The organism is Maritalea myrionectae DSM 19524 (genome assembly GCF_000423365.1).
GTDB classification, from domain to species: domain Bacteria; phylum Pseudomonadota; class Alphaproteobacteria; order Rhizobiales; family Devosiaceae; genus Maritalea; species Maritalea myrionectae.
Map to the genome: position 1 here is coordinate 1,092,413 of NZ_AUHV01000002.1, position 16,742 is coordinate 1,109,154.

A 16,742-nucleotide genomic window follows, 5' to 3' on the forward strand; every position below is an offset into this window, starting at 1 on the left:
CGGGACGGATGTAGGGCGGGGAAATCCCCGCCCCTTTAATTTATTGGTTGGCCTTATATTCGTAGAACCATTTTTGGTTCAACGCTTCAAGCGTGCCATCTTCGCGCATGGATTTCAGCGCCGCATTGACCGGCCCTACAAGGTCTGAACCCGGGGTGAAGATAAAGCCGAACTGCTCGGTGCCCAGCGCGTCGCCCACAACTTTAAACGCACCAGGATTGGCGCCGATATAGCCTTGAGCGGACGTATTATCCATCAACACAGAATCCACATCACCACTTTTCAGCGCCTGCACGCTTGCACCAAAGGTTTCGAACAATTTGACACGCGGGTTGGCTTCGTCGCCATCCAACACATCATAAATGGCCACATAGAAGTTGGTGGTGCCTGCCTGTGCGCCAAACAACAGATTTGGATTTGATGCAAATTCGGCAGAACTATCGAACCGATCTTCATTTGCGCGCACGAGCATAAATTGCTCCGACGTCATATAGGGATCGGAAAAGTCGACTTGGGTTGCCCGTTCTTCGGTGATAGTGATGCCATCCATGCCCACATCAAACTGACCATCGCGCACCGCTTGGATCATTGTGTCCCAGCTGGACAATTGCCAATCCACTTCAGCGTTCAACCGCTTGGCGATTTCGTTGAAGGCGTCATATTCCCAGCCAATGCCTTGGCCGGTTTTCGGATCAACAAAGTTGAGTGGTGTGTAGGCATTTTCCGTCACCGCCACAATCGTACGGCCTTGCAGATCTGGCAGCTCATCCGCCAATGCGGGCGTGATCGAAACCAGACCAGCCGCAAACAAACCTAAAAGAGTGGATTTAATCGACATAATGATGGGCCTCCCCCAACGATTCATATTTTTGTTGCAATTGCGCATCAGCTTAAGCGGGTTATTCAAGGATGAAAAGAGGGGCTTGTGTTAAAAAGCCAATCCATGTTGGGATGGAACAAATGTGCTTTTCTGCCGTTTTTGCAATAGGATATGGGCGAGAATAATGCGGGGACGACAAAAACTGATTGACAATTATGGACAGTCAAGCTCATTGGTTTTTCGCCTGAAATAATCGGGCAATGGTCGCGACTTCTCTTTTCATTTCATTCAATCTGGAGACGAACAAAATTGGAAAAAAATCTGGGTGCCGATGTTTACGGCATAGATCGTTGGGGGCATGAGATTCTAAGCGTTTTGCCGAACGGCGACGCGGGTCTTATCGATGTAATGAACCGTGGTGCTACACCCGTAAGTATTCCCTCGATCATCCAGGATTTAAGTGAGCGCGGGATCACCTCGCCAATTTTGTTGCGGGTCAATTCCTTTTTGCAATCCAGCCTGATCGAACTGAATGAAGGTTTCCGCACCGCCATCAAGGATTATGAATATCAAGGGGCCTATCGCGGCGTCTTCCCAGTTAAGGTCAACCAACAAGCCGAAGTGGTGCGCCGCATCGTTGAAACGGGCCATCAATATGATTACGGACTTGAAGTTGGGTCCAAGCCGGAACTGCTGATTGCTTTGGCGCAAAATCTGTCGAAGGAAGCGCTACTGATTTGCAATGGGGTGAAGGACGAAGAGTTTATTCGCCTCGCCATCATGTCACGCAAGATGGGTTTCAACACCATTATCGTGCTGGAAAGCCCCAAAGAACTTGACCACGTGTTCAAGGTGGCGCGCGATCTGGGTGAAAAGCCTGCGCTTGGTGTGCGGATCAAACTCACCCATCAGATCAAAGGCTATTGGGCCACCTCTTCTGGTGATCGGTCCAGCTTTGGCATGACGGTGGACAATGTGATCGATGTGATTGACCGCCTCAAAAATGAAGGCATGGACGATTGCCTGGTGCTGCAGCACTCGCACTTGGGATCGCAAATCCCTGACATTATTGATGTGCGCCGCACCGTGAATGAAGCCTGCCGCTTTTATACCGAATTAAAATCACTCGGCCTGCCGCTGCGCTATCTCGATTTGGGGGGCGGCCTCGGCATTGACTATACTGGCGAAAAGCAGGCCAATGAAAACTCAATCAACTATGGTTTGAGCGAATATTGCGAAGCGATTGTCGAAACAGTCAAATATGCCATGGACGAAGCGGAAATTGAGCACCCCAGCATTGTCACAGAGAGCGGACGCGGTGTGGTCGCCCTTTCTTCAATGCTGCTGTTCGATATTTTGGATGTCACGCTTTATGACAGTAAAACCAAGCCCGAGATCAGCGAAGACGATCACCATCTCATCCATGACATGATGGCAATTACCGAATATTTGTCGGCCAAGCGGCTGCAGGAATCGGTGAACGACGCGATCTATTATCGTGACGAAATTCGAGCTTATTTCCGCCGCGGCAATGTGGACATTCGCTCCATGGCGCGGGCAGAAAATGTGTTCCGCTATCTGGTTTCGATGTTCAAGCAATTGGCGACCGAGATTGAAGTGCCTGCGCAGTTGGAAGAGCAGTTGGATGGGTTTGCGGATATTTATCACGGCAACTTCTCGCTGTTCCAGAGCTTGCCGGATGTGTGGGCGATTGATCAGCTACACCCGGTGATGCCGCTGCAACGCCTTGATGAGATGCCTGAACGCCGCGCCGTTCTGTCCGACATCACTTGCGATTCTGACGGTAAGGTGGATCGATTTGTGTTGGCTGATGGCGTGTCGAAAACGCTGCCCGTGCATGAAATCTCTGATGAAGAGAATTATTATATCGGCGTGTTTTTTGTGGGCGCTTATCAGGAAACCTTGGGCGATCTGCACAATCTGTTTGGCGACACCAATGTGGTCACCATTTCCCTGAAAGAGAACGGCGATTTCGACCTTTTGCATGAAGTGGAAGGCGATACCATTGCCGAAGTGCTCAATGCGGTGGAATATGAGGCGGCAGCTTGCTTGGCAGCGTTCCGGCAACGGGCAGACGAAGCGGTGAGCCAAAAAGAATTGACCATATCTGAGCGGCGCGAATTGATCGCAGCCTATAAAGACAGCCTTGCTGGCTACACATATTTTGAAGCCTAGGCTTTAACAAAAGAAGGATTTGTTTGATGGGTAATGTACTTGTCATTGGCGCCGGGGGCGTCGGATCAGTTGCCGTACACAAGATGGCGATGAATAGCGATATTTTTTTAAATATCACGTTGGCCAGCCGCCGCAAATTCAAATGCGACGACATCGCCAAATCGGTTAAAGAGCGCACAGGGGTTGAGATCAAGACTGCAGAAGTGGACGCCATGGATGTGGATGCAACTGCCGCGCTGATCAAAGAAACCGGTGCGGAGCTGGTGGTCAATTTGGCCCTGCCTTATCAGGATTTGGCCTTGATGGATGCGTGCTTGAAAGCGGGTGTGAACTATCTCGATACAGCCAATTATGAGCCTGAAGACGAAGCCAAGTTTGAATATAAGTGGCAGTGGGCTTATCAGGACAAATTCCGCGAAGCAGGATTGACCGCGATTTTGGGGTCGGGCTTTGATCCTGGCGTCACTTCTGTGTTCGCCACATGGCTTAAAAAGCACAAGCTCAATACCATCGATTATATCGACATTCTCGACTGTAATGGTGGCGACAATGGCAAAGCCTTCGCCACTAACTTCAATCCCGAGATCAATATTCGCGAAGTGACCGCACCAGCCCGGCACTGGGAAAATGGCGATTGGGTGGAAAGCCCCGCCATGACCACCAAATATAAATTCGACTTCCCGGCCGTGGGCGAGAAGAACATGTATTTGATGTATCACGAGGAATTGGAAAGCCTTAAAACGCATTTCCCAGAAATCAAACGCGCCCGTTTTTGGATGACGTTTGGAGATGCCTATATCAATCACGTCACCGTGCTGCAAAATGTGGGCATGACCAGCATTGAGCCTGTGATGCATGAGGGCAAGGAAATCATTCCCTTGCAATTCCTCAAATCTGTTTTGCCAGATCCCAGCGAGCTGGGCGAATTGACCAAAGGCAAAACCTGCATTGGCGACATTGCCACAGGCGAGGCCATTGATGGCGGCGGACAGAAAACATATTATATCTACAATATTTGCGACCATGAGGCGTGCTACGCTGAGGTTGGCTCACAGGCCGTGGCCTACACAACAGGCGTGCCCGCGATGATCGGGGCCGCACAAGTGTTGAAAGGCAATTGGGCAGAGCCAGGCGTATGGAACATGGAGCAGCTTGATCCAGACAATTTCATGGACATGCTCAATCAGCATGGCCTGCCTTGGGAAGTGCACGAGTTGGATGCCCCTGCCGAGTTCTAAATGTTTTAGGGGCGGGCAACCGCCCTTTTTACTTTTAGGCGTTGAGCCGGAACCCAAGTGGTGCAAAGCTAGACCGGCACGGCTGGTGCGCTTCAGCAGTTTATGTTGAATCATCCAGTTAGTGAAAACAGGAGGACGGCATGATGAACTGGGATTATATGGGCACTGGAATGGGTTTCGGGATGGGATTTGGCTGGCTTTTCGGCCTGCTGGTCCTCGTGCTGCTGGTTTTGGCCATTGCGGCACTCATCAAATATCTTCGGAATTAGCAAAAAGGAGTTCACTATGACTTACACAATCAATCGAATGATCTCCGATGCTGGCATTGACGAAGTTGACGCCCGCACCCGTGAGGCGCTGGCGGACCACGGCTTCGGTGTGCTGACCGAAATTGACGTCAAAGCTACGATGAAGAAAAAGCTCGATGTTGAGATGCCGGCCTATCGCATCCTTGGCGCTTGCAACCCCAAAATGGCTTTTCAGGCGATTGGCATTGAACCGCGGGTGGGTGCAATGCTCCCCTGCAACGTGATCCTACGCGAGCTTGATAATGGGGTGGAGGTTAGCGCCATTGATCCCGTGGCGTCGATGCAAGCGATTGAGAATAGCGAGCTCACATCAGTCGCTGGCGACGTCCGCGACATGCTGGCGAAGGCTGTAGATGCAATTTAAGCAGAACTTGTCCGTCGCCAATTGTAAGACGACGGGCATGACTTCATCAAACGTCAACGCGATTGAGTTGTTTCGGCCTTTACCGCTTAACACCATCTCTTTTACTTTGGAGCCCTAATCAATGGCCGAAATGATGCAAACCCAAGCGGGGGATGCTGGTTCGTTCCAGCAGTTTGATTTGGCACGTGTTGCCTCCCCTTGTTTTGTGGTGGATGAGAAAGCTGTCGAACGCAATTTGCAGATTCTGGCTGACGTGAAGAACCGTTCCGGCGCGCACGTGTTGGCGGCGCTCAAAGCGTTTTCCATGTTTTCTGTGGCGCCCTTGGTGTCAAAATATCTTGATGGCGTGTGCGCCTCGGGCCTATTTGAAGCCAAGCTGGGACGCGAAGAATATGAAGGTGAAGTGGCCACGTTTTGCGCAGGCTATAAGGATAGCGACATTGATGAGATCATTGCGCTGTCCGACCATATGATCTTCAACAGCCCAAGCCAAAAAGCGCGTTTTGCCTCCAAATGCCAGCAAGCTGGTGTCAGTGTGGGATTGCGGATCAACCCGCTGCACTCGGAAGGTGAGATCCCCAAATATGATCCATGTGCGCCCTGCTCGCGCCTAGGCACCCCTATCAACCAGCTGGATGACGAACTCCTGGACGGCGTGGACGGTTTGCACATGCACACCTTATGTGAGCAGGGGTTTGAGCCTCTGGCCCGCACGTGGGCTGCCATTGAAAGCAAGCTCGCGCGGTACCTGCCTCAGCTGAAATGGCTGAACTTTGGCGGAGGTCATCATATTACGCGCGCAGATTATGATCGCGAGGGTTTAATCAAATTCATCAAGAGCATTCGCGAGAAATATCAGCTCGAGGTCTATCTTGAACCGGGCGAAGCCGTGGCGCTTGATGCGGGCATTTTGGTGGGCGAGATCTTGGATTTACCGCACAATGTGATGGATTTGGCGATCACCGACATTTCTGCCACTTGCCATATGCCTGATGTGATTGAAGCCCCTTATCGACCAGCCTTGATGGGCGAAGCGGAAAGCGGTCACACTTATCGGCTTGGCGGCCCCTCTTGCCTGGCAGGTGATGTGATCGGCGATTACACTTGGGCCGCGCCGCTTCAAGTGGGCGATCGGTTCGCTTTTTTGGATCAGGCGCATTATTCCATGGTGAAAACCAACACATTTAATGGCGTACCCCTTCCCGCCATTGCGCTTTGGAACAGCGAAACTGACCAGCTCACGATGGTTCGTGAGTTTGGCTATGATGAATTTAAAACCCGTTTGAGTTGAGGCGTTATGAGCATTTTCCTAGACAGTGAATTGAGCGACCAAGAGCGCCAGCGCGAAGCGGCCAAATTTGTGGTCATCCCCATGCCGTTGGAACGCACCGTTTCTTATGGCGCAGGCACCGAGGCTGGGCCAGGCGCGATCATCGAAGCTTCCAATGAGCTAGAGCGCCTCACCATAGGCAGGGAGCCCGCACTGGAGGGCATTGTCACCGAAGAGGCTGTGTCTTGCGACGGACCGTTGTCAGACGTGATGGAGCGTTTGGCTGCGCGTACGGCTCTTGCCGTTGAAGAAGGCAAAATCCCTGTCACCCTCGGCGGCGAACATTCACTAACCTATGGCGCGGTCACGGGCGTGTCGCGAGCGTTGGGCAAGAAGGTCGGCATTGTGCAGATTGACGCCCATGCGGATTTGCGCATTGCCTATCAGGGCGAAAAGCACTCCCACGCTTCTGTCATGCATTTGCTGTGCGAAGAAGGGCATAAGCTGGCACAATATGGCGTGCGCGCCCTCTGCCAACAAGAAGTGGATTTGCGCGAAAAATACAATGTGAGTTTTCGCGATGCCGAGGAATTAGTGATGGAAAACATCACCAGCGCCGTGCTGCCCAATGATTTTCCAGATGAGCTTTATATCAGTTTTGACGTGGATGGCTTGGACCCGTCCATCATGCCCGCAACTGGCACCCCAGTGCCCGGCGGCCTGGGCTATTATCAATCACTGTCCATCATCGCTTCTGTGCTGCGCGGGCGTAAAATTGTCGGCATGGATATTGTCGAACTGGCCCCGGACGAGAAAAGTCAGGCGTGGGACTTCACCGCAGCGCAGATCGCTTATCGGATGATGGCGTTGGCATAGATTTCGGAGTAGCGACAGCGCCATAGGGCGCTTTGCGTTATCCCGGGCACCCGGCTCTTTTCTTGCCGCCACCTGTCGCTGTGCGCCCGTCCCCGGCACCCCCGGCATTTTTCTGCCGCCACCGGTCGCTATCGCTCCCGCCCCGGCACCCCCGGCTCTTTCTTGCCGCCACCGGTCGCTACGCGTCCGTCCCCGGCACCCCCGGCTCTTTCTTGCCGCCACCGGCCGCTACGCGCCCGTCCCCGGCACCCCCGGCTCTTTCTTGCCGCCACCGGCCGCTACGCGCCCGTCCCCGGCACCCCCGCCATTGGTGCATCACAACTTGCGCAGTGCGCGGCTTGGTTGGAGCAGGCGCACAATCCATCCACTACTGCCACCAAACCTGTCCCCCCTTAGCGAGTGTCGCCTCTACGTTCTTGCCATTTGGCATAAATTACACTATATTTGCCATTAAGGAGAATAATTATGCTCAATGAAGTGCGGCGCACGCCGTCGCAACCCGACCATAAAGACATCAGCCAAGATGAGGCGGCGGCCATGGCCCGCGCCACGGTTAATCTGTTTCGCCGTTGGGAATTGAGCGACGTGCAGGCTCGGGAGCTTTTGGGCGGCATGGCGCCGCGCACTTGGGCGCGCTGGAAGAAAGGCAATATGGGTCGCATTGATCGCGATTTGGCCATGCGCATGTCTATCTTGATGGGCATCCACAAAGGCTTGCGTTATCTGTTTTCTGATCCGCATCGCGGCTATAAATGGGTTAAAAAGCCCAACAGTGCATTTGCCGGGCAATCTGCACTGGATGTGATGTTGGGCGGATCAATCTTCAATCTTGCGCGTGTGCGCGATTATTTGGATGCGGAGCGCGGCGGCGCGTGAATATCGACCACATTCCTACGCGGCAGGTTACCTGGTCCCACACCTTTCGCATTATCCGTTCCATCTTCCCACCCATAGATCTATTTGAAGACATTGCCGACCCGGCGGACTGGGACGCATTGGCGTCTGCCGAAGCCAAAAGCAATCCGCGCATCGTCGACGAAATTGGCAATCTCGCTCTGGTGCCCACTCATCGTCGCGTCAATGGCATTGGGGCCAGCTATGTGATGGCGCCCTTTACCCATGTCTCTACAGACCGACCGGGCCGCTTCACGGATGGAACCTATGGCGTTTACAGCGCTGGAAACCGGGAAGAAGTGGCGATTTATGAGGTGGCCTATCATCATGGACGCTTTATGTCGGCAACACGGGAAGAACCGGGGTGGACCTCGCAATTTCGGATGTTGATCGGATCGCTTGATCAATTCCTGCACGATCTGACAGATGTGGCTGACGCCCTATTGCCGCATGATTGGACACAGAGCCAAAAGATCGGTGCGGAGCTGCGTGCGGCTGGCAGCAATGGCGTCGTCTATCCGAGCGTGCGCGCGCCGGAGGGCAAGTGCGTTGGAGTTTTTTGGCCCAATTTATTGCCCATCCCGCATCAAGCGGATCATTTCGACTTCCATTGGAACGGTGCTGAGGTGGACAAGGTGCGCAATTGCAATAGCGGTAAAATTTTTGCACTTTAGGGCATACTGAAAATACGGAGATTTTCCATGCCAATGCCACAGGAATATCAACGGGCCAGTATTATTTATGATCAGATTTTGACTGATCTGTGCGACGAGTTGCACTTAGCAACCCGCAATCAGACCTATACTTTGCTGCAATCGGTGCTCCTCGCCTTTCGTCGGCGCCTTACTGCGCCGCAAGTCCTGCAATTTGCTTCGCTTTTGCCGCCAATTGCGCGGGCTATTTTTGTCAAAGATTGGGATGAGCGTGAATATCTACCTGACTTTGGCAGTGAGGATGATTTGATTGAAGAAATCAAAGATGTGCGGCGGGCGCATAATTTTGCCGATGGTCACGCCATTAAGGGTGTAACGCACGTTCTGCGCCACCATATGGATGAAGCAAAGCTTGATGCTGCGCTGGCAGAAATCTCAGGTGATGCTGTTGCCTATTGGCAAAACGAACAAGCCTAGTCTTTGCGTTTAAACGCCAAATAGTCGCGCAAGCCAGTTACAAGATAGTAAGCCGCAGCCACCAGCGCGATAATCACCGCATAAAAGGTAAAGCTGCCATTTTGCGCTGCATCAGGGCCGACCATAAAGGTGGCAGCAATGAGCGCAACCAAGATCGCGCCCACAATTTTGCCCATGCCGGGATCATTCAGATTCATGATCAATTATCACCCATTTTGAGGGCTTTGATAAAGGCTTCCTGCGGGATTTCGACTTTACCGAATTGCCGCATTTTCTTCTTACCGGCCTTTTGCTTATCCAAAAGCTTGCGCTTCCGGCTGGCGTCGCCACCATAGCATTTTGCCGTCACGTCTTTGCGCAAAGCAGAAATAGTTTCGCGGGCGATTACCTTGCCGCCAATAGCCGCCTGAATTGGAATTTTGAACAGGTGCTGTGGGATCAGTTCTTTGAGCTTCTCACACATTACACGGCCGCGCGCTTCCGCCGCAGAACGGTGCACCAGCATCGACAACGCGTCTACCGGTTCGCCATTGACCATGATCGACATTTTCACCAAGTCGCCTGCGCGGTAATCGGAGATTTGATAGTCGAAACTGGCATAGCCCTTGGAGATAGATTTCAAGCGATCGTAGAAATCAAAAACCACCTCGTTGAGTGGCAAATCATATTGCACCATGGCGCGGCTGCCGACATAGGACAAATCCACCTGGATACCGCGGCGGTCCTGACACAATTTCAAAATCGCGCCGAGATAATCGTCGGGGGTGAGAATATTGGCGCGAATCCACGGCTCGCGCACTTCTGCAATCTTCATCACTTCCGGCATATCGGCCGGGTTGTGCAATTGCTCCATATCACCATTGGTCATTTGAAGTTCGTACACAACGCTCGGCGCTGTCGCGATCAGCTCAAGATCGAACTCGCGGCTAAGACGTTCTTGAATGATCTCAAGGTGCAAAAGCCCCAAAAAGCCACAGCGGAAACCAAAGCCAAGTGCGGCGGACGTTTCCATTTCATAAGAGAAGCTGGAATCGTTCAACCGCAGCTTGCCCATCGCCGCGCGCAGATCTTCAAAATCATTGGCATCAACAGGGAACAGGCCGCAGAACACAACGGGTTGCGCTGGGCGGAAGCCTTCGAGCGCTTTATCACATGGCTTTTTCGCGTCGGTGATCGTGTCACCCACATTGGTATCGGCCACTTCTTTGATTGATGCGGTGATAAACCCGATTTCGCCCGGTCCCAACACGTCCGTTGCAATCAATTTCGGGGTAAAGACGCCCACACGATCAAGATCATAGATCGCGCCCGTGTTCATCATCTTCACCTTCTGGCCCTTTTTGATGGTGCCGTCGATCACGCGGACCAACACCACAACGCCCAAATAGGCGTCGTACCAGCTATCCACCAGCATGGCTTTGAGCGGAGCGTTAATGTCCCCTTCTGGCGGCGGCAGGCGCTTTACGATTGCCTCAAGCACTGTTTCAACGCCGATCCCCGTTTTCGCTGAGATTTCCAGCGCATCCGAGGCATCAAGGCCGATCACATCTTCAATCTGTTGCTTAACACGGTCGACATCAGCCGCGGGCAAATCGACCTTGTTGAGTACCGGCACGATCTCATGATCAACTTCAATCGCCTGATACACATTGGCCAGCGTTTGCGCTTCCACCCCTTGAGAGGCATCCACCACCAGCAACGAGCCTTCGCACGCAGCCAGAGAGCGGTTCACTTCATAGGCAAAGTCAACGTGTCCCGGCGTGTCGATCAAATTGAGCACGTAGGTTTCACCGTCGTCAGCTTCATATTTCAAGCGCACAGTTTGTGCCTTGATGGTGATGCCGCGCTCACGCTCAATATCCATGCTATCAAGCACTTGATGCTGCATCTCACGTTCGGTCAACCCGCCTGTCAATTGAATCAGTCGATCAGCCAAGGTGGATTTACCATGGTCGATGTGAGCAACGATGGAGAAATTGCGAATGTTTTTAAGGTCTGTCATGGGCTGGTGATTACCAGCTTTCTTTTCACAAGAAAAGAGAAATTGGTAACCATGTGTGAAAAGCGTCAATCCCTTGCCGCACGCGGTTTGACGACGGTTCAAATTGCGGGTGCATTTGGAGTGTGTCGGGAGCGTGAATTTTGACGAACGCGACCTCAAAACATGCATTCGAACCGGAACAAATTGGTGATGTCGTTCGTTCTATTCTGAACACATTGATCGATATAATGAGGCGTGTTTGGCGCTGCCAAATACGATCAACTGCCGCACCAGAGGGAGGGGCAATGAACATCTTAAAATTGCTCCTGTCACTCGCACCGTTTTTGGTGCTGCCGACCGCCTTGGGCGCGACCCCCTTGCCGCCCGAACGGCCTGCTGATTTGGCTGTAACCGTTGCAGCAGAACCCGAAAAACCCAAAAGCGACATTGTCTATCAAGCCGCTTGCCCAGCGCTTATGGATAAGGGGATTGAGGCAAAGATCCTCCCTCCAATCGACAGTGAGGGTTGTGGCACGTCCTCGCCTTATCAATTGAAGTCCATTTCCATTTCAGGACGCAAAATCAATCTGGCCTCACCGGCCACATTCAATTGTGCCATGGCGACGGCTTTTATTGACTGGGCCAAGCGGGTGGATCAGATCAGCCGCACCATGCATGGCGCGGGCATCAAGACCATTTACACGGGCACCAGCTATGTGTGTCGACGTCGCAATAATTCAAAAACCGGCAAAATCTCTGAGCATGGGTTTGCAAATGCCATCGACTTGACGGGCTTTTCACTCACCAACGAAACCGAGATAAAGCTACCAAGCGCGTGGAACAATGGCGGCAAAAGCCAAAAATTGATGCGCGCCAGCCACAAGCAGGGCTGCGAGATTTTTACCACGGTTCTGGGACCCGAGGCCAATGCCTTGCATAAGGACCATTTGCACCTTGATATGGGGTGCCACGGAAAGAATTGTACTTACAAAATATGCGATTGATTGCCCCACCTCGCAAATAATCATGATTGCGAGTTGTTCTCGTAAAAAATCAGGATTAGATTGAACTAAACATGCTGATTTTTTTGGGAATATTCCATGCTCAACCGGGTACTAGGTGGCCAACGTCGCCGATTTGATGATCTATCAGAAGCCGAAATTCTAGCCCTTGCCATTTCAGCTGAAGAGGACGACGCGCGCATTTATGCGGCCTATGCGGATATGTTGCGCGAAGAGTTCCCCGCATCGGCAAAAGTGTTTGAGGGCATGGTCGCGGAGGAAAACGAACACCGCCAGATTCTGATCGACATGTTCACCAAAAAGTTTGGCGATAAGATCCCGTTGGTGCGGCGCGAGCACATCAAGGGCTTTATGGAGCGCAAGCCGTTTTGGTTGATGAAAAACCTGCCGCTTGAAACCATCCGCCAACAGGCTTGGGAAATGGAAGAAGCGGCGCAAAACTTCTATCTTGAGGCATTGAAGCGGACCAAAGATGCGCATATTCGCAAGCTTTTGGGCGATCTGGCGATTGCTGAGCAGCATCACAAGAACGCGGCAGATGAGCTGACAGAAGAGCATTTGGGCGAAGATGCCCTTGAAAGCGAAGACAAGCAAAAGCACCGTAAATTTGTGTTGACCTATGTGCAGCCAGGGCTTGCAGGGTTGATGGACGGGTCCGTCTCCACCCTTGCGCCCATCTTTGCTGCTGCCTTTGCCACCCATTCCACATGGGAAACGTTTTTGGTGGGTTTGGCCGCATCGATCGGCGCGGGCATCTCCATGGGCTTCACCGAAGCCGCCTCTGACGATGGCAAACTGACCGGACGTGGATCACCGATTAAACGGGGCTTTGCTTCCGGCATCATGACCACTATTGGCGGGTTGGGCCACGCGCTACCCTATCTGATTGCTGACTTTTGGACGGCCACTGTCACCGCGATCATTGTGGTGTTTATCGAATTGTGGGTGATCGCCTATATCCAGAACCGTTATATGGATACGCCTTTCTGGCGGGCGGTTTTGCAAGTGGTGTTTGGCGGTTCACTGGTGTTTGCCGCAGGTATTTTGATCGGCAATGCTTAGCGACGCTATTTTAATTTTTGTGTGATTTTATGACCCTGACGCCCGAATTTTTGGACGCCAATTATGTCGAACGCGATGGCGTTCGTCTTGCCTATGGTGATGTCGGCCCCAAAGATGGTCCTGTGGTTTTTCTTGTGCATGGGCTTGCGGCGTCAGGCATGCAATTTACCGCAGACGCGCATTTTTTCGCCAAATGGGGCTACCGGGTCATCGTGCCCGATTTGCGCGGACATGGTCGCTCCAGCGCGCCAACGGGTAAAAAGTCAGAGGACTTTTCAATCGCCGAAATGGCAAACGACATTATAGCAATTGCCGACCACATTGAAGCGAGTGAGTTTCATTATGTGGGCAATTCGCTGGGCGGCATTTTAGCGCTCTGGGCGCTCAAAGAGCATGGTGCTCGGTTCAGAAGTTTTGCCAGTTTCGGCACCAGCTATTCACTGCGGACTCCGGAGGCCGGGGTCGGGCTATTAAAGTGGATCTATAAATTGCTGGGACCAAATCTGATCGGGCGTATCGGCGCCGTGGGCACCACCAAAAACAAAGCGGCCCGTCCGATTGTTCGAGCCATGCTGACCGCGATTGATATTGACGTGGTTACACAAATTGTGGGCCATGTGGGCAACTATAATTTGATCGACAATGCGTTGGCCTATCCAGGGCCGATCATGCTGCTGCGCTGTGGATACGACAAATCCGTAAATTCTGCGTTGGGGCCAACGCTTTCAAAAATGAAAAGCCAAGATAATTTCACTCTGATTGAGGTGCCCGATGGTGGCCATTGCGCCAATCTGGATGCCACAGATCGCGTGCGGCAATATTTGTTGGAATTCTGGCAAACCACCGAGCAAAACGAGCGTTAAACAGCGCTTTCCTCAACTTCATTTCGCAAACCATCGAGCAAGGTGCGCCAGCCTTCTTGATGCTCTTTCTTCATATTTTGGCCACCAAACCAGACAACTTGCTCATAGCAAATAACACGGGTGCCATTGCCTTCAGGCACCAACTCAACTGTACTTTGCGAGCAGGACATTATTTGTCCGCCTGCTTTGACTCGGATTGAGCTGACGATGCGTTTTTCCGGCAGGATGTCGATATAGCGTGTATCGAACGATGCCATGACCTCACCGTCCTTGATCATTTCACTTTCTTCGTGAGCGCCCACTTCAAATGAAGAAGGGCCATATCTCATCTCCATATCTGGCGGCGTTGGCTCCCATCTTTTGCGCGCCTCTGCATCCGCAAAAGCCATATAAACGCGTGCTGGTGAGGCCTTCATGACACGTTCATCATGCACGGTTTCCGCGATAGCAACTGGTTCCGTCATCCCAAATCTCCTTAGTTCAATTGCTCATTGTCCAAATAGTTTTCCAACGCGTCCAAACGCTTTTTCATCAGCGCGCGACGGTCTTGCATCCAGTCCATCATTTGGTCGAACGCCGCCTGGTTGATCGTACAAATGCGGCGGCGTCCCTCCTTTTTGGTGACGATAAGTTCGTTGCTTTCCAAAATATCCAAATGTTGCATGAACGATGGCAGCGCCATTTTGAATGGCATCGCCAGTTCTTTGACTGACGCAGGCCCCTCCGTGAGGCGGTCCACTACCGCCCGACGGGTCGGGTCAGCAAGGGCTTGGAAATATCCATCTATCGCGTTTTCATACTTAGGCATAAACCTAACCAATCACAGCTTCCGCTTCATGTCAATAACAGTTAGGTAATTAACTTACCTTTTTTCTTTATTGAAACTGTCATCTTTTTGAATTTTTTCCGTCATGATGCGTCGGCATTTTCCGGGCTGATCCGGTTCGTGATCTTTTTGCTTTGGAGAGAAAAATGATGAAATTTAGCCCGGCCCTTTTTGGCCTTGCGCTGTTGGCCCAGCCCATGGCTGCGCTCGCAGACAATCATGATGAAGCCGCCGTTCATCTGGGTGTGCGTCCGCTCTATTTGGTTGATCAAATGGACGACAGCGCTTTGAAGGACAAGTTGGCATCTTGCGCCAATGGTCCATTTCAAAAGACTGACTTTTCCATTGGCCACCGCGGTGCGGCCCTGCAATTTCCTGAACACACCAAAGAAAGCTACATAGCGGCTGCGCGTCAGGGCGCGGGCATCATCGAATGTGATGTGGCCTTCACCGCAGATCAGGAGTTGGTTTGCCGTCACTCCCAAAGTGATTTGCACACGACAACTGACATTTTGCTGCGTCCAGAATTGGCCGCGAAATGTTCAGTGCCCTTTTCTCCGGCTGATCCGGCAACAGGCAAAAAAGCTGAAGCCAAATGTTCGACCTCGGACATCACTTTGGCTGAATATATGACCTTGAACGGCAAGATGGATGGCGCGAATCCAAACGCCACCACAGTTGAGGACTATGTCAAAGGCACCGCTGGTTTCCGAACCGACCTTTACGCCACAACAGGCACTTTGGTGACCCACAAGCAGAGCATTGAGCTGATCAAATCATTGGGCGGCAAGTTTACCCCAGAACTGAAAACACCAACCGTGGACATGCCTTATCAAGGCGACTTTAGCCAGGCTGCTTATGCGCAAAAAATGATTGATGAATACAAGGACGCCGGCATCGACCCCAAGAGTGTTTGGGCGCAATCGTTCCTGCTGGATGACGTGCTCTATTGGATCGAAAATGAACCTGAATTCGGGGCCCAAGCGGTTTATCTGGATGGCCGTTATGGCGAGGAAGGGTTTGATCCCATGGACCCATCAACCTATGGCAAAAGCATGCAAGATCTTGCTGATGCAGGTGTGAATTATATCGCGCCACCGCTTTGGGTGTTGGTGACCACTGAAGACGGCAAGATCGTGCCATCCGTTTATGCCAAAGAAGCCAAAGCCGCTGGCCTGAACATTATCACGTGGACATTGGAACGCTCTGGCCCGCTCAACAATGGCGGTGGCTGGTATTTCCAATCCATCACCGATGTGACCAACAATGATGGCGTTGCCTTTGAACTGCTTGATGTGTTGGCCAAAGAAGTTGGCGTTGTCGGCGTCTTCTCAGACTGGCCTGCGACCACAACTTACTACGCGAATTGCATGGGGCTCTAAATCCTCCCTAGACCGTCATGCGGGGTCGGGTGCTATTGCACCCGACCTTTTTGTTTGTGCCAGCCTATTTGCGCCACAAGCGCAATCAAACCAAACAAAATCCATTGCGGCATGGGCCACAAAGATTGCAGATAGAACATCCCGGCGACGACAAAGATCAAGGCGATGCCGGCATAAATCACGTTGATGAACAGCACCATATCCATGGATTGTGCCCCGCGCTTCGAGGCCAGCAATAGCGCCAAGCCAACGACAATCAGCAACAAGCTGACCTGGTTCCAGATCACGTCCATAATGGCGTAAAGCACATCGGGCATGTTCAACTGCGCCAGCGGCACCATGATCTCAGGTGTGCCCGCAAAAATGTGTATCGCCGCAACCAATAGTGACATCACACCTGCGGCACCCCACCAAAGATTAAATTCATTTTGCATAATCATCCCCTTTCCATACGCTGCCGTATGTATTGCATTTACATATAAAGCACCATACGGATACGTATGTTTGAGC

19 protein-coding genes are annotated in these 16,742 nt (G+C 52.2%); 13 read left to right on the top strand and 6 right to left on the bottom strand.

Annotated features, from left to right (window positions below):
• Nucleotides 1-40: 40 nt before the first annotated feature.
• Nucleotides 41-838 (bottom strand): transporter substrate-binding domain-containing protein, encoded by a 798-nt coding sequence (locus G549_RS0105585; RefSeq protein ID WP_051213415.1) that lies wholly within the window; start codon nt 836-838, stop codon nt 41-43.
• Between the two features lie 291 nt (nt 839-1,129).
• Between G549_RS0105585 and speA the strand changes: the two genes are divergently transcribed.
• The 9 genes from speA (at nt 1,130) to G549_RS0105630 (ending at nt 9,096) form a co-directional block, all read left to right on the top strand.
• Complete coding sequence (gene speA / locus G549_RS0105590; protein ID WP_027834203.1) at nt 1,130-3,016, top strand: biosynthetic arginine decarboxylase; 1,887 nt, start codon at nt 1,130-1,132, stop codon at nt 3,014-3,016.
• Between the two features lie 26 nt (nt 3,017-3,042).
• Entirely contained in the window at nt 3,043-4,254 is a 1,212-nt protein-coding gene (locus G549_RS0105595) for a saccharopine dehydrogenase family protein (protein WP_027834204.1), read from the top strand.
• Nucleotides 4,255-4,394: 140 nt separating this feature from the next.
• Entirely contained in the window at nt 4,395-4,523 is a 129-nt protein-coding gene (locus G549_RS22090) for a hypothetical protein (RefSeq protein WP_281491779.1), read from the top strand.
• A gap of 16 nt (nt 4,524-4,539) precedes the next feature.
• Entirely contained in the window at nt 4,540-4,926 is a 387-nt protein-coding gene (locus tag G549_RS0105605) for a DUF302 domain-containing protein (RefSeq protein ID WP_027834205.1), read from the top strand.
• A gap of 121 nt (nt 4,927-5,047) precedes the next feature.
• Complete coding sequence (gene nspC, locus G549_RS0105610) at nt 5,048-6,217, top strand: carboxynorspermidine decarboxylase (RefSeq protein ID WP_027834206.1); 1,170 nt, start codon at nt 5,048-5,050, stop codon at nt 6,215-6,217.
• A gap of 6 nt (nt 6,218-6,223) precedes the next feature.
• Nucleotides 6,224-7,072 carry an agmatinase gene (gene speB / locus G549_RS0105615; protein WP_027834207.1) on the top strand — a complete coding sequence of 283 codons (849 nt, stop codon included), beginning with the start codon at nt 6,224-6,226 and terminating at the stop codon, nt 7,070-7,072.
• Between the two features lie 465 nt (nt 7,073-7,537).
• Complete coding sequence (locus tag G549_RS0105620) at nt 7,538-7,948, top strand: MbcA/ParS/Xre antitoxin family protein (protein ID WP_036221031.1); 411 nt, start codon at nt 7,538-7,540, stop codon at nt 7,946-7,948.
• Entirely contained in the window at nt 7,945-8,640 is a 696-nt protein-coding gene (locus tag G549_RS0105625; RefSeq protein WP_210162398.1) for an RES family NAD+ phosphorylase, read from the top strand. The genes G549_RS0105620 and G549_RS0105625 overlap by 4 nt, the downstream gene beginning before the upstream one ends.
• A gap of 27 nt (nt 8,641-8,667) precedes the next feature.
• Nucleotides 8,668-9,096: a DUF2267 domain-containing protein gene (locus tag G549_RS0105630; RefSeq protein WP_027834210.1), complete on the top strand. Its 429-nt coding sequence runs from the start codon at nt 8,668-8,670 to the stop codon at nt 9,094-9,096.
• On the opposite strand, the gene G549_RS0105635 is transcribed toward G549_RS0105630, so the two are convergent.
• Nucleotides 9,093-9,293: a hypothetical protein gene (locus tag G549_RS0105635; RefSeq protein WP_027834211.1), complete on the bottom strand. Its 201-nt coding sequence runs from the start codon at nt 9,291-9,293 to the stop codon at nt 9,093-9,095. The two genes, G549_RS0105630 and G549_RS0105635, sit on opposite strands and share 4 nt — an antisense overlap.
• Before the next feature lie 2 nt (nt 9,294-9,295).
• The gene (lepA, locus tag G549_RS0105640) at nt 9,296-11,098 is read right to left on the bottom strand and encodes a translation elongation factor 4 (RefSeq protein ID WP_027834212.1); all 1,803 of its coding nucleotides are present in this window, start codon (nt 11,096-11,098) and stop codon (nt 9,296-9,298) included.
• Nucleotides 11,099-11,382: 284 nt separating this feature from the next.
• Between lepA and G549_RS19165 the strand changes: the two genes are divergently transcribed.
• The 3 genes from G549_RS19165 (at nt 11,383) to G549_RS21225 (ending at nt 14,024) form a co-directional block, all read left to right on the top strand.
• On the top strand, nt 11,383-12,081 hold the full coding sequence (locus tag G549_RS19165; protein WP_051213417.1) for an extensin-like domain-containing protein: 699 nt from the start codon (nt 11,383-11,385) through the stop codon (nt 12,079-12,081).
• 96 nt (nt 12,082-12,177) lie between these two features.
• The gene (mbfA, locus tag G549_RS0105650) at nt 12,178-13,161 is read left to right on the top strand and encodes an iron exporter MbfA (RefSeq protein WP_027834213.1); all 984 of its coding nucleotides are present in this window, start codon (nt 12,178-12,180) and stop codon (nt 13,159-13,161) included.
• 29 nt (nt 13,162-13,190) lie between these two features.
• Nucleotides 13,191-14,024 carry an alpha/beta fold hydrolase gene (locus G549_RS21225; protein ID WP_027834214.1) on the top strand — a complete coding sequence of 278 codons (834 nt, stop codon included), beginning with the start codon at nt 13,191-13,193 and terminating at the stop codon, nt 14,022-14,024.
• Here the strand turns inward: G549_RS21225 and G549_RS21230 are convergent.
• On the bottom strand, nt 14,021-14,488 hold the full coding sequence (locus G549_RS21230; RefSeq protein WP_051213419.1) for an SRPBCC domain-containing protein: 468 nt from the start codon (nt 14,486-14,488) through the stop codon (nt 14,021-14,023). The two genes, G549_RS21225 and G549_RS21230, sit on opposite strands and share 4 nt — an antisense overlap.
• 11 nt (nt 14,489-14,499) lie before the next feature.
• Nucleotides 14,500-14,832, bottom strand: coding sequence for an ArsR/SmtB family transcription factor (locus G549_RS0105665; RefSeq protein WP_027834215.1), 333 nt, complete (start codon nt 14,830-14,832; stop codon nt 14,500-14,502).
• Nucleotides 14,833-14,999: 167 nt separating this feature from the next.
• Here G549_RS0105665 and G549_RS0105670 point away from each other — a divergent pair, with 167 nt between their 5' ends.
• A complete protein-coding gene (locus G549_RS0105670; protein WP_027834216.1) occupies nt 15,000-16,232 on the top strand; it encodes a glycerophosphodiester phosphodiesterase family protein in 1,233 nt (410 codons plus the stop codon).
• 32 nt (nt 16,233-16,264) lie between these two features.
• On the opposite strand, the gene G549_RS0105675 is transcribed toward G549_RS0105670, so the two are convergent.
• Nucleotides 16,265-16,666, bottom strand: a complete 402-nt coding sequence (locus G549_RS0105675; RefSeq protein WP_156905486.1) for a hypothetical protein — start codon at nt 16,664-16,666, stop codon at nt 16,265-16,267.
• Between the last annotated feature and the right edge of the window lie 76 nt (nt 16,667-16,742).

Excerpts from the sequence above, each read along its gene's own strand:
- G549_RS0105620 (WP_036221031.1), top strand. The coding sequence starts at position 7,538 with ATGCTCAATGAAGTGCGGCGCACGCCGTCGCAACCCGACCATAAAGAC.
- G549_RS0105595 (WP_027834204.1), top strand. The coding sequence starts at position 3,043 with ATGGGTAATGTACTTGTCATTGGCGCCGGGGGCGTCGGATCAGTTGCC.
- mbfA (WP_027834213.1), top strand. The coding sequence starts at position 12,178 with ATGCTCAACCGGGTACTAGGTGGCCAACGTCGCCGATTTGATGATCTA.
- G549_RS0105635 (WP_027834211.1), bottom strand. The coding sequence starts at position 9,293 with ATGAATCTGAATGATCCCGGCATGGGCAAAATTGTGGGCGCGATCTTG.
- G549_RS0105675 (WP_156905486.1), bottom strand. The coding sequence starts at position 16,666 with ATGCAAAATGAATTTAATCTTTGGTGGGGTGCCGCAGGTGTGATGTCA.
- G549_RS19165 (WP_051213417.1), top strand. The coding sequence starts at position 11,383 with ATGAACATCTTAAAATTGCTCCTGTCACTCGCACCGTTTTTGGTGCTG.
- G549_RS0105585 (WP_051213415.1), bottom strand. The coding sequence starts at position 838 with ATGTCGATTAAATCCACTCTTTTAGGTTTGTTTGCGGCTGGTCTGGTT.
- G549_RS22090 (WP_281491779.1), top strand. The coding sequence starts at position 4,395 with ATGATGAACTGGGATTATATGGGCACTGGAATGGGTTTCGGGATGGGA.
- G549_RS0105665 (WP_027834215.1), bottom strand. The coding sequence starts at position 14,832 with ATGCCTAAGTATGAAAACGCGATAGATGGATATTTCCAAGCCCTTGCT.
- G549_RS0105670 (WP_027834216.1), top strand. The coding sequence starts at position 15,000 with ATGAAATTTAGCCCGGCCCTTTTTGGCCTTGCGCTGTTGGCCCAGCCC.
- lepA (WP_027834212.1), bottom strand. The coding sequence starts at position 11,098 with ATGACAGACCTTAAAAACATTCGCAATTTCTCCATCGTTGCTCACATC.
- nspC (WP_027834206.1), top strand. The coding sequence starts at position 5,048 with ATGGCCGAAATGATGCAAACCCAAGCGGGGGATGCTGGTTCGTTCCAG.
- G549_RS21225 (WP_027834214.1), top strand. The coding sequence starts at position 13,191 with ATGACCCTGACGCCCGAATTTTTGGACGCCAATTATGTCGAACGCGAT.
- G549_RS21230 (WP_051213419.1), bottom strand. The coding sequence starts at position 14,488 with ATGACGGAACCAGTTGCTATCGCGGAAACCGTGCATGATGAACGTGTC.
- speB (WP_027834207.1), top strand. The coding sequence starts at position 6,224 with ATGAGCATTTTCCTAGACAGTGAATTGAGCGACCAAGAGCGCCAGCGC.
- G549_RS0105605 (WP_027834205.1), top strand. The coding sequence starts at position 4,540 with ATGACTTACACAATCAATCGAATGATCTCCGATGCTGGCATTGACGAA.
- G549_RS0105630 (WP_027834210.1), top strand. The coding sequence starts at position 8,668 with ATGCCAATGCCACAGGAATATCAACGGGCCAGTATTATTTATGATCAG.